Origin of the sequence: Chryseobacterium sp. X308 (assembly GCF_020733145.1) — a bacterium.
In the GTDB taxonomy this organism is placed as follows: domain Bacteria; phylum Bacteroidota; class Bacteroidia; order Flavobacteriales; family Weeksellaceae; genus Chryseobacterium; species Chryseobacterium cupriresistens.
Genome location: NZ_JAJFZH010000001.1, coordinates 434,303 through 448,054, shown reverse-complemented (window position 1 = coordinate 448,054; position 13,752 = coordinate 434,303). Strand labels below are relative to the sequence as shown.

11 protein-coding genes are annotated in these 13,752 nt (G+C 38.1%); all 11 read right to left on the bottom strand.

What is annotated here, in order from left to right:
- Positions 1–40: 40 nt before the first annotated feature.
- Positions 41–2,119 carry an LTA synthase family protein gene (locus tag LIV57_RS02000; protein WP_227941370.1) on the bottom strand — a complete coding sequence of 693 codons (2,079 nt, stop codon included), beginning with the start codon at positions 2,117–2,119 and terminating at the stop codon, positions 41–43.
- 169 nt (positions 2,120–2,288) lie between these two features.
- A complete protein-coding gene (gene ribH / locus LIV57_RS01995; RefSeq protein ID WP_065400059.1) occupies positions 2,289–2,807 on the bottom strand; it encodes a 6,7-dimethyl-8-ribityllumazine synthase in 519 nt (172 codons plus the stop codon).
- A gap of 3 nt (positions 2,808–2,810) precedes the next feature.
- Positions 2,811–3,518 carry a hypothetical protein gene (locus LIV57_RS01990; protein ID WP_062673110.1) on the bottom strand — a complete coding sequence of 236 codons (708 nt, stop codon included), beginning with the start codon at positions 3,516–3,518 and terminating at the stop codon, positions 2,811–2,813.
- Positions 3,519–3,757: 239 nt separating this feature from the next.
- Complete coding sequence (locus LIV57_RS01985; protein WP_227941205.1) at positions 3,758–4,294, bottom strand: adenine phosphoribosyltransferase; 537 nt, start codon at positions 4,292–4,294, stop codon at positions 3,758–3,760.
- Between the two features lie 3 nt (positions 4,295–4,297).
- Positions 4,298–5,497, bottom strand: a complete 1,200-nt coding sequence (locus LIV57_RS01980; protein ID WP_227941204.1) for a hypothetical protein — start codon at positions 5,495–5,497, stop codon at positions 4,298–4,300.
- A 116-nt stretch (positions 5,498–5,613) separates the two neighbouring features.
- On the bottom strand, positions 5,614–6,630 hold the full coding sequence (locus LIV57_RS01975; protein WP_227941203.1) for a hypothetical protein: 1,017 nt from the start codon (positions 6,628–6,630) through the stop codon (positions 5,614–5,616).
- A gap of 84 nt (positions 6,631–6,714) precedes the next feature.
- Positions 6,715–8,046 carry a hypothetical protein gene (locus LIV57_RS01970; RefSeq protein ID WP_034691800.1) on the bottom strand — a complete coding sequence of 444 codons (1,332 nt, stop codon included), beginning with the start codon at positions 8,044–8,046 and terminating at the stop codon, positions 6,715–6,717.
- 8 nt (positions 8,047–8,054) lie between these two features.
- Positions 8,055–8,744, bottom strand: coding sequence for a c-type cytochrome (locus tag LIV57_RS01965; RefSeq protein ID WP_110009109.1), 690 nt, complete (start codon positions 8,742–8,744; stop codon positions 8,055–8,057).
- 1 nt (position 8,745) lies between these two features.
- Positions 8,746–9,267: a DUF3341 domain-containing protein gene (locus LIV57_RS01960; RefSeq protein WP_027371993.1), complete on the bottom strand. Its 522-nt coding sequence runs from the start codon at positions 9,265–9,267 to the stop codon at positions 8,746–8,748.
- The gene (gene nrfD, locus LIV57_RS01955) at positions 9,254–10,651 is read right to left on the bottom strand and encodes an NrfD/PsrC family molybdoenzyme membrane anchor subunit (RefSeq protein WP_034691792.1); all 1,398 of its coding nucleotides are present in this window, start codon (positions 10,649–10,651) and stop codon (positions 9,254–9,256) included. The genes LIV57_RS01960 and nrfD overlap by 14 nt, the downstream gene beginning before the upstream one ends.
- Positions 10,652–10,676: 25 nt before the next feature.
- Positions 10,677–13,739, bottom strand: coding sequence for a TAT-variant-translocated molybdopterin oxidoreductase (locus LIV57_RS01950; protein WP_137904465.1), 3,063 nt, complete (start codon positions 13,737–13,739; stop codon positions 10,677–10,679).
- Between the last annotated feature and the right edge of the window lie 13 nt (positions 13,740–13,752).

Here is a 13,752-nt window from a genome sequence, read left to right as displayed (position 1 = left end):
AATATTTTACGCCAGATTATAAGCGAAAATATTTAGATATTTATCTGTTGAGTTGTTTTGTTTTTAGCCAGTAAGAGGTAGACTGATAAGCTGATACAGCATCATCCACCAGTTTCTGATCTGGATTTTTTAATAATTTCTCGTTGTAATACAGTTTAAATTCCGGTTTCAAATCGCTTTTTTCCAGTTCCAAAGAATATTGTTTTACCTTTTTTACCGGCGAAATAATGGTCAAACGTTCACCTTTGATAAATCCAAGATCCTGATAGGTTGCCACATACGCTTTAGGCTGGAATTCCGGTTTGAAAACATCCTGACCCAGGAATTTAGAGTGATAGCTGAAATTTAATAAGCCCAAAACGGTCGGCATTATATCGATCTGCGACATCAGCGCATCAAATTTCTGAGGCTGAATAAATCCTTCAGAAAATACCATCGCAGGAATTCTGTATTTATCCATCGGAAGTTCCGTTTTTCCCGCACTGGATGCACAGTGGTCTGCGATGATCACAAAAACTGTATTTTTATACCAATCCTGTTTCTTAGCCATATCAAAGAACAGCTTAAGAGAGTAATCCGTATATTTTACACCGCCTTCACGGGATTTTGCCGTTCCCGGAATATCAATTCTTCCGTCAGGATAAGTAAAAGGTCTGTGGTTGGAAACCGTCATCCAGTGATTGAAAAACGGTTTTCCTGACTTGGCTTCAGCATTCATTACCTGAATAGCTTTTCTGGCCATATCTTCATCAGCAACGCCCCAAACATTGGCAAAAGTAATTTCTTCAGGTTTAAAGTTATTTCTGTCTACGATACCATAGCCGTTTCCTCCGAAGAAATCCTGCATATTATCAAAATAGCTGTATCCGCCGTATAAAAATTTAACATCATATCCTTTGGATTTAAAAACACTTCCGGTTGTGAATTTATTTTTATTATCATCTCTCTTGATGACACTTTCCCCTGCAGTTGGGGGAATACACAATGTTAAAGCTTCCAGTCCGCGTACCGTTCTGTTTCCGGTTGCATACAGATTGGTAAACATGAGTGATTTATCAGCAAGACTGTCCAGAAAAGGAGTAATTTTTTGGGTATTGCCATAATGTTCCATGAAATCTGCAGAAAGGCTTTCAATGGAGATCAATACTACGTTTTTCTTCACTTCAGGCTGCTCCGCAACGACAGCTCTTGATAACGTATGCTGTGGGTACTGGCTCAAAAAATTCTTTTCGGCCTGCTGTTGGTTAATCTGTGAATAAAACTGGAAATAATCCAGTTCATTATGGGTAAACGCCCAGTAGAACTTAGGAATTCCGTTGGCTTCAATTTCGTCTGCGAAAACATTGTCTGATCTGATTTGCATCAAAGAAGGTATGGCCAGTGCACTCAACGCACAAAGTACCATAAAACTGCCCAGCAGCACCATTTTTTGTTTAAAATCAGGAAGTTCCAGCAGTTCATCTTTTGTTTTCTTATAAATAAACCATGTGATGGACAGGGTAACGATCATGATGGCTGAAAATAGCGGCACAACCGGATAACTTTCCATGATATTCCCAATCACCTCATTGGTATAGATAAGATAATCTACTGCAATAAAATTATAACGAACTCCAAATTCATTATAGAAGAAATATTCACTTACCCCGTTGAAAATGATCAGAAGAACATATAATAGTAATGTGATGAAATATAATATATTACGGATCTTGATTCTCTGTGCGGGAAGGAACAGCATCAATCCGAAGAAAAGGGTCTTAATTCCTACGAAAACAAGAGCAATCTCCATAATAGAGCCTCCGTACTGCTTGAAAATATTGTCGGGAACAAGCCAGATATAGAGGAAGAACAGAACTAATGCTCCCAAAATACTATAACCGTAAGGCTTTTTATATTTTGAATTGGAAAGAAAGAGGAAGTAAAGGGCGAGAATGGAGCTGGCCAATATGAACACAAAAATGTCATTCACCAGACCGATCAACAAAACTTTTACGACTTCAAAAAATCCGAAACTAGCGGTAGTAATGGGATGGAAAAAGAATACTGTCCTTATTATCAACGAAATAATAAGATAGAAAATTCCTAAATACAGGAAAGGTTTTATTTTCTTTAAAAACATGTATTGACTGTCTTTATTAATTTTCACAAAGATAGTTTTTGTAGGGAACTTTTGACGGAAAAAAAGAAAAACATCCTTTTTATTAATAAGATTTATGAATTATTTATATACTAATAAAAAAGGGACTATTAAAAAATAGTCCCTTTATATTATTAAAGTGAATAAAAAGTTAAGAGTGTCCGAAACCTATATTCCCCTTTTTATCAGATAATTTCTTTTTGAAATCAATCATTCTTAGCGCTGTAACTGCTGCTTCCACCCCTTTGTTTCCAAGGTCACCGCCGCTTCTTGCGATAGATTGTTCTTTGGTATCATCTGTTAATACACAGAAGATTGTAGGAGTATCCGTCATGATATTACAGTCTTTGATTCCCTGTGCTACTGCAGAACACACATAGTCGAAGTGAGGCGTTTCTCCACGGATTACACATCCGATAGAAATTACTGCATCATATTTTCTCTCTTTGCAAAGCTGCATGCTAGCATAGCTTAATTCGAAAGCTCCTGGTACAGGGAAAAGTTTGATATTTTCAGGTTTTACCCCTTCTTTTTCAAGGATTTCCAAAGCTGCATCACGAAGATTGTAAGTTACAAAATCATTCCACTCAGAAAAAACAATGCCGATAGAAAAATCTTCGGCATTAGTTATATGAAGTGGCTTGTAATCGGATAGATTAACTGTTGCCATTTTTTAATAATATTTAGTCATTTCGATATAAGAATCAGACATTCCGTTGTCGTAGTCCTGATATTTCTCGTCAATTGCAGAGAAGTATTTTTTAGCTTCTGCATTTTTCTTTAATCCTAAAGCAACAATACCTGCTTTTCTTGTAAAATAATACGTTGTATAAGGATCATCAGATGCTGTAGCAGCCTGATCTAATAAAGAGAGAGCTTCATCGTTTTTGTTAAGACCTGATTTTGCATCAGCCATAGCTCCGTACTTCATTGCCATCAAGGTTTTGTTTTTGGAAGAGAATTTATCCAAAAGATCATATGCTTCCTGGAATTTTCCTTCTTTGAATTTTAATAAACCAGCATTGTAAGCAGAAAGTTTACCAATTTCAGTAGAAGAATATTCATTAGCTGTACCTATAAAACCAGGATTAGCTGCAGATTTTCCACCTAAGGCATCTTTATCTTTACCTTCCGTAAGATTTTTTTGAGCAGCAAGGAAACTTTTTACAGCTTCAGTGTTCTTTGGAGCAATCACAAATTGCTTATAAGCAAAGAATCCTAAAACTCCCAAAATCAATGCTCCGAATACAAAACCCAGAGGTTTTGAATATTTTTCAACAAATCTTTCAGTGTTTAAAGCCTCTCTGTCAAGGTCTTTAAAGAACTCAACCGTTTCTTTACCTTCTTGCTCGTTCTGAGCACTCTTTCCCAATTTTGCCATAAGTTTTTAAAAATTGAAATGCAAATTTAATTGTTTCTGAGAGATTTACAAAATACTTTGTTGGTATTATTAATGAAATTTTGTGAATTGTTAATCGTGGATGGTGAATTTATTAAAAAAAGATGCTTCGACCTTGCCCGGCATGACACTTCTAATACTATCTGTTTTAATCTCACAGTAAATTATTAGCCATTGTCATGCTGAGCGGAGCCGAAGCATTTATCTTGTTAGGATCAATCTTAATAACTTAAAATATGGTAGATCTCTGCACCGAATTTCTTCAATTTTTCATCACCATTCAGACCTTGTAAACCGATAAGGAAACTGAACTGTGAAACTGTTGCGCCTTGCTTTTCTACTAATTTGGCCGCAGCTTCAGTAGTTCCTCCGGTTGCCAGAAGATCATCATGAATCAAAACTCTTTGTCCGGGTTTTATCTGCCCTTCACGGGTTTCTATAATAGCGCTTCCATATTCCAGGTCATATGTTTCTGAAATGACAGGAGGAGGAAGTTTTCCCGCTTTTCTGATTAAGATGAATGGAACTTCCAATGCCACAGCGATAGCGATTCCAAAAAGGTAACCGCGGCTTTCAATTCCGCAGACTGCATCGATTTTCCCTTTACTGAAGGCTACAAGATCTGCAATAACGTCTTCATAAAGTTTTGGATTTAAAAAGATGGGTGAAATATCCTTAAACTGTATTCCCGGAATCGGAAAATCAGGAATGTTTTCAATTGTTTCTTCTAATTTCTTGATCAGTTCTGCTGAAGCCATTTATTAATTGATTTTATAGCTGGAAATTTTCCAGTCACCGTTTACATTTTTAAGCCCGAAAGTTACTTTTAAAGAAGTTGTCTTCCCGCTTTTATCCGTCACATCATAAGTGGCGTTTACACTTGCACTGTTGGCAGTGGTACCGTTAGTTGTAATATTTTTTACACTTACATTCTTCACCGATCCAAAACCTGAAGTAGGATTTGAGAAGGACTCATAGCTTCCCCAGCTTGGATTGCTTGCCGTTTCGTAAGCTGCTTTTAAATTCTGGGAACTTACATTGTTCAGAAACTTGCTTACCGTATTCTTAGGATCTGTTGTGGGCTGCTTTGGAGCTGCTGGTGTCGTTGGAGCCGCTGTTGACGGATCTGTAGTTGTTCCGGAAGGAGCTGTAGGGTTGTTTGGATCCACCACTGCACTTGGCTGTTCTGTCACCGCTGTAGAATCGGTTTTTGGAATGGCAGGCACTTTTAAGGCTGCAGCATTCACATCAAGTCCGATTTTTGACATTTTGAAAGTTTTTGCCGTAGTTTTTACGGAAACTGTGATGTCAATTTTATTATCTACCACTTTTGAAGCAGGAATAGATGAGAACTTTAAGTTGAATCCTTTGAAGTTATTATCCTGCATCAGGTTTTTAGCTGTAGCCAGTCTTACACCATTGCTGAACACTTCAAGAGTGGCTTCCAGGCCGGCTCCTGTGAAAGATACCGGGTTTCCGGCTGCATCTACAAGTCTTGGAACAATCTGAATGGCCGTAGGCGCTCCGGTTCCGTCATCTCCTGTAGGCCTTGTCACAAGGCTTAATGATCCTGCTTTTACGTCATTAGGATCACTTTCTTTTGCTTTATCATCCCCGAAGATATTCATTTCTCCCAGTGATGGTGGGGCAGTACTGGCCCATTCAATTCCGTTTTTCTGTGCAACTTCGTCAGCCAGGGACATGATTTCAGGAACTTTCTTCCCGTTGATCAGTTTTCCAAGGGCTTTTAGCTCATTGATATCACCATCAGCTTCTACTCCAAATGTTTTAAGGATGTAAAGAGCTTCATTAAACTTAATCTGTTTAATGGTTGGTAAACTGGAAGTCATATCATTGATACTTGACTGCAGTGTTTTAGTATTCGTAGCATCTACATGATCTTTCTTGCATGCTGTAAAAAGCAACAGACTGAAAACAAGTAGAAAAGAAAACTTTTTCATTTTTATTTGGTTTGTTGCAAATTTAATAAAACCTTTATTAATACTGGATTTTATTTTCACTTTATGTTTTATGACTTATTTTATTTCTTTATCACAGGAGCCATAATCTTTTATTTTTACTTTTTATTGGGTTGTTCTTTTAAGTCTCCTTTAAAAAAATTACTGAAGATGGTCTGCATATTCGGGAATGAAGGATCCTGCCAGTAAGACGCTTGATAACTGCTGTTATCTTTATTGAATTTTACCTTTTCAATATCGTTGTCATTAGTAAAGCTAAGTTCCGCAGGATAGAAATTAGTGTAAAGTGCAATCTGATTGTATTCGGGTTCACTTTTATGTTTAAGTTTAATAAAAACCAGCTCGTTATATTCCAGAAAATCTTTTAGTGTTTTTTCTGATCCCTTTTCAAAGGACATATTCAAAATGGTTCTGATATCATAAAATCTGTATCCGAAGAATGAAAATTCTTTTTCCTGAAGTGCGCCGCCTGTCACTTCAATCTGATCTTTACGGTCGCCTTTCAATTCTCTGATGATATTTCTTTTGGTTTTATACTCTTCAGGATTTCCTACATTTTTAAGTTTGGGGATTTGCAGAGAGTTCCCATAATCCCATGATGAAGTTTCTTTTTTCTCGTTTTTAGAGTCTGCCAGTCTGAAAACTCTGTATTGTTCTACATTGGAGCTTTTCAGTTTTTTTGTTTTATTGTCAAAAATGTAAGTTATAATTCCATCGGCATAGCTGTTAAGCTTATTGTTTACCGTAACATAAGCATTAAAATTTCCCTTAATGGAAATATACTTTGCCGGTTTGTTATTTCTGATAACCACCGTTTCAATTTCCTTTACCTGATCATTGATTTTTATAACGGATTGATCAAAGTCTGAGTAAGATAATGTGGCCACCGGAAAATTGTTGTAAACAAGCTGAAATTTCTCCTGGGAAGGCGAGAGGGATTGTTTGTCTATCTTACCTTCAATATCAGAATAGGCTACAATAGTTCCGTCTTTTCCAAATACAGAAACTCTTGGAAGAGGGTTGTTATTTTTTTCAGAAACAAAGGTGATGGTCTGAGCCTGAATAAAATTACATAGCAAAAGGAAGAATGTGTAAAGGCAAAGTTTTGTTTTCATAGTAAGTTTGTTGATTGATGTGCATAAAAAAAGACTGATCGTTTTAACAATCAGTCTTTTATCATTTTATTTTGTTACAAGTCCTTAGAAAGGATACTCATAAATTTCAGATTCGTGTAAGAATGGGTTTCCTGTAGGAATCAACTTCAGTTTAGATAAAGCTGAAAGTACAGTAAACATAAATAATCCGGCTACGAATAAGATTGCTCCAAGGATTAACAGGAATACTTCAGGAGTGTTCCAGTATGGTCCTACTGTTCCAGGCATTACCATGTTGAAGTAATCTAAGATGTGTCCTAAGATCACAACTACTGCCATTGTAGTAACTACTTTGTAGTTTCTCTTGATGCTGCTGCTTACTAATACCAATAATGGTAATAAGAAGTTGATGATCAACATCGGTAAGAAAGTAGGAGAGTAGTGCTGGAATCTACCGAAGAAATAGTTAACCTCTTCCGGAACGTTGGCGTACCAGTACAACATGAACTGAGCAAACCATGTATATGTCCAAAGCATACTTGTAGCGAAAAGGAAAACTCCTAAATCGTGTAAGTGGTTGTCATTGAACTGTGGTAAGAAACCATTTTTCTTAAGATAAACACTTAATAGAATGATTACAGCGATACCACTTGAAAGGCAGCTAACCATTGAATACCAGATATACATTGTAGAATACCAGTGAGGGTCAATAGACATCAACCAGTCCCAAGCCCAAGCTGCAGAAGCAAATCCGAAGAATGCGATATATCCTACGGCCCATCTGTAAAGCATTTGGTACTCTACTTTAGACTTCGTTTCATCTACTTTCTTAGACTGAGCTTTTAATTTCCAAGCGAAGAAAGAAGCACCAATCACATAGATTAAAGTTCTTACTGCGTAGAAAGGAATATTTAAGAATTTTTTCTTTTCGAATAAGATCACATCAAAATGCGGAGAATCCGGGTTTGTCAATTCAGGGTCCATCCAGTGGAATAAATGACCATTATGAGTGATGTTTAAGATCATAAGGATTACCAGGATTGCACCACCGTAAGGGATATAAGAAGCAATAGCTTCCATTACTCTTGTAATGATGATCGGCCATCCTGCGTGTGCAGCGTGCTGAATAGAATAGAAGAATAATACGCAGCAGCTTACTCCAAAGAAAAATACAGCTACAAAATGTATTGCTGCTAAAGGCTGGTTGTGTACCTGCAATGTAGCATGCTCAAGGTGAGCCGCGTGATCCTGAGGTCCAACCATTTCACTTGAGTGTGTAGGAGCAGTATGACCTGAAGCATGAACAGCTTCCATCATTTGTTCTATTTTCTCAGTAGAAATTCCTTTGTTCAAAAAGAAACCAATACCGAAAAGAACTAAACCTACAACAAGAAGTATTATAGAAGTTGATTTTAATTTTGGTGAAAAACTATACATTTCTTTTCTTATTTTTTAGTTTCGGTAGTCGTTTCAGTTGTTGCTGGTGCCGCCGCTGTAGCTGCTGCCGGTGCTGCTGCTCCTTTTTTGAAAGCACTCATCACATACATTGCTACTCTCCATCTGTCTCCTGCGTTCAATTGTCCCGCATAAGATCCCATGGCATTTCTACCGTTTGTTAATACATAATGAACAGATCCTACAGTAAGTTCTCTGTCAGCATAGTTTGGCACTCCGGAGAATGCTCCACTTTGTACGATAGGTCCTTGTCCGTCACCTCCTGTTCCGTGGCATGCAGCACAAGTGTGATCAAACAATATTTTACCTCTTTCAAGATCCTTCGCTGCATTAGCTGGGTTCAAAGGAGATACTGTAAGTTTTTTAGAGGCTTCATACCCTGCGTTGTACTCGTCAACATTTTTAGGTAATAAGCTTTCTTCAAAAACTCCATCTTTATTCTGAGCAACTGATCCTTCTACCGGAGAAAGACCTGTTGCACCATTATTTTTAACAAAAGCAGGAATTTCATTTTCATGATCTGAATAAGCATCCTGAGCTTTCATCAACGGATCATAAGCTACCGGAAAATACATGTCCGGGAAATATACCAACGGAGTATTCTCCTTTGGTCCGCAAGAGTTAAGTAAAACTGTTGTTAAACCTAAAACCGCTGTAATTTTTAATACATTCTTTTTCATTTTAAGCGTCTTTAACAGTTATTTCTTCAACTCCAGTTTCAATAAGCAACTGTTTTACAGATTCTACATCTTCAGTTACGAATTCCATCATGAATTTATCATCAGTAGTTCTTGGGTCCGGGTTCTGAGCAGGAGCTCCTGGATACATTTTGTTTCTAACCAGGAAAGTTAAAGACATCATGTGAGCTGCACAGAATACCATTAATTCGAACATTGGAACTACGAATGCAGGCATGTTGTGCCCCCAGTCAAAAGCTGGTTTACCACCGATATTCTGAGGCCAGTCGTGATTCATCACATACCAGGTAAGAGTAGCACCGATCGTTACACCATAACAAGCATAGATGAAAGCAGCATCAGAAATTCTGGTTTTCTTTAGACCTAAAGCTTTGTCTAGTCCGTGAACCGGAAACGGAGTATAAACTTCGTTGATTGCGATTCCTTTATCGTTGAATGCTTTAACGCCGTTCATTAAATCGTCGTCGTCAGCATAAAGTCCGTATACAATTTTAGTGGTGCTCATCTCCTTCTTTTGCTTTATAAGTTTCACCTGAGATTTTCAAAATCGATTTTAATTCAGCCTGTGCAATTACAGGGAATGTTCTTGCGTATAATAAGAATAATACAGAGAAGAATCCGATTGTTCCTAAGTATACACCCACATCAATGATCGTTGGTTTAAACATAGTCCATGATCCTGGTAAGTAGTCTCTTGAAAGGTTGATAACGATGATATCAAAACGCTCGAACCACATACCGATGTTGATGATCAATGCAACAATGAATGTCCAGATAATGTTCGTTCTTAGTCTCTTGAACCAGAAAGAAGCAGGAATAACAAGGTTACAGATGATCAATGACCAGAATGCCCACCAGTAAGGTCCCACAGCAGCACCCGGAGAAAGATATGTGAAATCTTCAAATCTGGATCCTGAGTACCATCCGATGAAATATTCAGTTGCGTAAGCTACAGTTACCATACCACCTGTTAAGATGATTACGATGTTCATAATTTCGATATGATACATTGTAATATATTCTTCTAAGTGACATACTTTTCTTGCAACCAACAATAGGGTCTGTACCATTGCAAATCCTGAGAAGATCGCACCGGCAACGAAATAAGGAGGATAGATTGTTGAGTGCCATCCTTTAATTACCGAAGTTGCGAAGTCAAAAGATACGGTAGTGTGTACTGAGAATACAAGTGGAGTTGCCAAACCTGCAAGAACCAAAGAAAGCTCTTCGAATCTTTGCCAGTGTTTTGCTTTACCACCCCAACCGAATGCAAGGAATGTATAAATTTTCTTAGTCCAAGGAGTTTTCGCTCTATCTCTGATCATTGCAAAGTCAGGGATTAGTCCCATGAACCAGAATACAGTTGATACTGAGAAATACGTAGAGATCGCAAATACGTCCCAAAGTAGAGGAGAGTTGAAGTTCCCCCAAAGAGAACCGAATTGGTTTGGTAAAGGGAATACCCAGTATCCAACCCAAACTCTACCCATGTGGATTACAGGGAAGATTGCTGCCTGTACAACCGCAAAGATCGTCATCGCCTCTGCAGATCTGTTTACAGACATTCTCCATCTCTGTCTAAATAATAATAATACTGCGGAGATTAGGGTCCCGGCGTGACCGATACCTACCCACCATACGAAGTTGGTAATATCCCAACCCCAGTTAATAGTTCTGTTAAGCCCCCATGCTCCAATACCTGTCCCGATAGTGTAAGCGATACAGCCGAATCCATAGAGGAATAGAACTAGCGCAGCATATAATGAGATCCACCATAATTTACCTGCTCTTTCTTCGATAGGTCGTGCGATATCTTCTGTAATATCGTGATAAGTTTTGTGACCAATAATTAGAGGTTCCCTTATCGGAGCTTCGTAATGTCCTGACATTTTTTACCTATTTATTATTTAAACTTTATTTTTCTACTCTGTTTCTTACTTTAGTGTGATAGAACACGTTTGGTTTTGTTCCGATCTCCTCTAGTAAATAATATCTTCTGTTAGATGCATATTGCTCTCTGATCGAAGAATCTTTATCATTCATGTCTCCAAATGTCATTGCTCCAGTAGAACAAGCTTTAGAACAAGCAGTCTGGAATTCTCCATCCTTCACTCTTCTTCCTTCTTTCTTAGCCTCAAGAATTGTATTCTGAGTCATTTGGATACACATTGAACATTTCTCCATTACCCCTCTAGTTCTTACAACTACGTCCGGGTTAAGTACCATTCTTCCTAAATCATTGTTCATGTTGAAATCGAACTTGTCATTTAGGTTATAAGTAAACCAGTTGAAACGTCTTACTTTGTATGGACAGTTGTTTGCACAATATCTTGTACCGATACATCTGTTGTAAGCCATATGGTTTTGACCTTGCTTACCGTGTGAAGTAGCCGCTACCGGACATACAGTTTCACATGGAGCGTGGTTACAGTGCTGACACATTACAGGCTGGAAGATCACATCCGGATTATCAGCAGGGTGGTTCAATGCACCTCCTTCTTTGTTGAATGCAGTACCGTATAATTCTGGTACAGCCATTCCTTCTTTCAATCCTTCGTATACTTCTACCGTTTGTCTTGAAGAATAGTAACGGTCAATTCTTAACCAGTACATATCTCTGGACATTCTTACTTCTTCTTTCCCTACTACAGGAACGTTGTTTTCTGCCTGGCAAGCAATGATACATGCTCCACAACCAGTACAAGAATTCAGGTCGATAGATAAGTTGAAGTGAGGACCATCTGTATCATCAAAAGCATCCCAAAGGTCGATTTTTCTCGCTGGAAGTGCTCCGCTGATCGTGTGGTATTCCAAAGGTTTGTTCCATCCTTTGTGTTCATCATCGAAAGCTACGTTGATGAAATCTGCCAAAGGAACTTCCTTCGCGATTTCATAACGACCCATCAATGTATTTTGAAGCTGGATACCTGCGAATTCGTGATCTTCTCCTGTTTTCTCAATTTTAACACCTGAAAGCACAAGGTTAGAACCGTCAAATAAAGGATAAGCATTTACACCGGTATCAGCAGTTGCTCCTGAGTTTTTCTTACCATAACCAAGTGCAAGACCTACAGATCCTTCAGCTTGTCCAGGTTGTACGAATACAGGAACATCTTTTATTGTAACTCCGTTTACAGTAAGGTTTACGATAGAACCATCCAGCTGCATTCTAGCGTTAAGATCGTTATCAATTCCGAACTTTTCTGCGTCTTTTGGAGAAATTGTCAGATAGTTATCCCAAGACATTCTTGTGATTGGATCAGGTAATTCTTGTAACCAAGGGTTGTTTGCCTGAGTACCATCTCCCATTGAAGTCTTAGTGTATAATACTAATTCTAATTCAGAAGCTTTAAAGTTTCCAAGTTCAGCAACAGCCTGAGCAGCGTTTCCACCTGCATAAGCTAAAGTAGTTGCGTTGGTAGAAGCGTTGATACCGTTATACAATGCTTTGTTGAAAGAAGTACCACCTAGAAGAGAAGCAGAGTTTGCTTTTAAATAATCGTAGTAATTGTTTGCTGCATTGTTTTTTCCATTCTTCCATACCAATAGAGATTCTTCGATCTGTCTTGATTTGTAGATTTTCTGGATTGTAGGCTGCATTAATGAATATACTCCTGTCTGTGGTTCGATATCTCCCCAAGACTCCAGCCAGTTAGCTACAGGAATTACAGCTTTCGCTGCTTTGTACATTTCATTTTTCTTATCTGCTACAGCAATTACGTAAGGAACTTTAGATAAAGATTTTTTGAAATCTTCTCCTTTTGGATGAGAATAAATAGGGTCTACGTTGTTGGTAACCAATACACCAACTTGTCCACCGTTTACCCATCCTAGGAATTCCTGGTATCTTGCTCCGTCAAATTCTTTAAGGAAGTTTGCTTTACCTGTGAAAGCTACTGAACCTAATTTCTGGTTGATTAAGTGTGCTAAAACCTGAGCTCCTTTAGAACCGTCAGCAAAAACAACAGCTTTGCTGCCTTTTGCTTTCAATTCGTTAGCAATTTCAGTTGCAGTCTTATCAGAAGTACCGCCACCTACGATTGCGTTGTAAACTTCAACTAAAGTTTTGTTTACAGCACTTGGTTTTAATCTGTATCTTGAGTCAGCATTAGCACCGGTTAAAGACATGTTAGATTCCACCTGAATGTGTCTCAACATGTTTGGTCCTGGCTTTCTAGCTGCTGCATAAGAAGTTTCTAAGCTTGAAGCGTTATAGTCTCCTAAGAAATCAGCCTGGAAAGAAACTACCAATTCAGAACCTTTAAGGTCATAAACAGGTAATGCTCTTTGTCCGAATACTTCCTGAGCTGCATCTAATCCTGCAGAGTAAGGGAAAGCATCATATGTTACTAATTCAGCTGTAGGATATTTAGCTTTGAATTCAGCGAATAACTTTTTGAAAGTTGGTGAAGCAAAAGAGTGTGATAAAACCACAATCTTTTTGCCAGACGCTTTAGCTTCTTCCAAACCTTTAATAACAAAACTGTCTACTTTATCGAAAGTTTCATCTTTACCATCCAGTTTAGGCTGCTTTACTTTATCATTATCATAAAGAGAAAGTACACTTGCCTGAGCTCTTGCGTTAGTTTTACCTAAATCGCCGCCAGCTGGGTTTGGTTCAATTTTGATAGGTCTACCTTCACGGGTTTTTACTAAAACACTAGCAAAGTCGAAACCGTCAAAATAGGTTGAAGCGTAATAATTAGGGATTCCCGGAATAATATCATGCGGTTTTACCACGTAAGGAATCGTTTTGATTACCGGAGCTTCGCAGGCAGCTAAGGTAACTGCTGCTGTAGAGAATCCTAGTAATTTAAGGAAATCTCTTCTTGAAGTACTTGATCCGTTTTTCTCAGCATCTCCAAGGAAATCTTCTACCGGAATTTCTTCCTGAAACTCTTTCTGAGCCAGCTTATTATTCAAAGCCGGATCTTTAAGTTCATGAATACTTCTGAATTGTATTTTGTTTGAAGCCATTTATACTTCTAAT

Bases quoted from the DNA above. Each gene is read 5' to 3' on its own strand.
- LIV57_RS02000 (WP_227941370.1), bottom strand. From the start codon at position 2,119: ATGTTTTTAAAGAAAATAAAACCTTTCCTGTATTTAGGAATTTTCTAT.
- LIV57_RS01975 (WP_227941203.1), bottom strand. From the start codon at position 6,630: ATGAAAACAAAACTTTGCCTTTACACATTCTTCCTTTTGCTATGTAAT.
- LIV57_RS01960 (WP_027371993.1), bottom strand. From the start codon at position 9,267: ATGAGCACCACTAAAATTGTATACGGACTTTATGCTGACGACGACGAT.
- ribH (WP_065400059.1), bottom strand. From the start codon at position 2,807: ATGGCAACAGTTAATCTATCCGATTACAAGCCACTTCATATAACTAAT.
- LIV57_RS01980 (WP_227941204.1), bottom strand. From the start codon at position 5,497: ATGAAAAAGTTTTCTTTTCTACTTGTTTTCAGTCTGTTGCTTTTTACA.
- LIV57_RS01950 (WP_137904465.1), bottom strand. From the start codon at position 13,739: ATGGCTTCAAACAAAATACAATTCAGAAGTATTCATGAACTTAAAGAT.
- LIV57_RS01985 (WP_227941205.1), bottom strand. From the start codon at position 4,294: ATGGCTTCAGCAGAACTGATCAAGAAATTAGAAGAAACAATTGAAAAC.
- LIV57_RS01970 (WP_034691800.1), bottom strand. From the start codon at position 8,046: ATGTATAGTTTTTCACCAAAATTAAAATCAACTTCTATAATACTTCTT.
- LIV57_RS01965 (WP_110009109.1), bottom strand. From the start codon at position 8,744: ATGAAAAAGAATGTATTAAAAATTACAGCGGTTTTAGGTTTAACAACA.
- nrfD (WP_034691792.1), bottom strand. From the start codon at position 10,651: ATGTCAGGACATTACGAAGCTCCGATAAGGGAACCTCTAATTATTGGT.
- LIV57_RS01990 (WP_062673110.1), bottom strand. From the start codon at position 3,518: ATGGCAAAATTGGGAAAGAGTGCTCAGAACGAGCAAGAAGGTAAAGAA.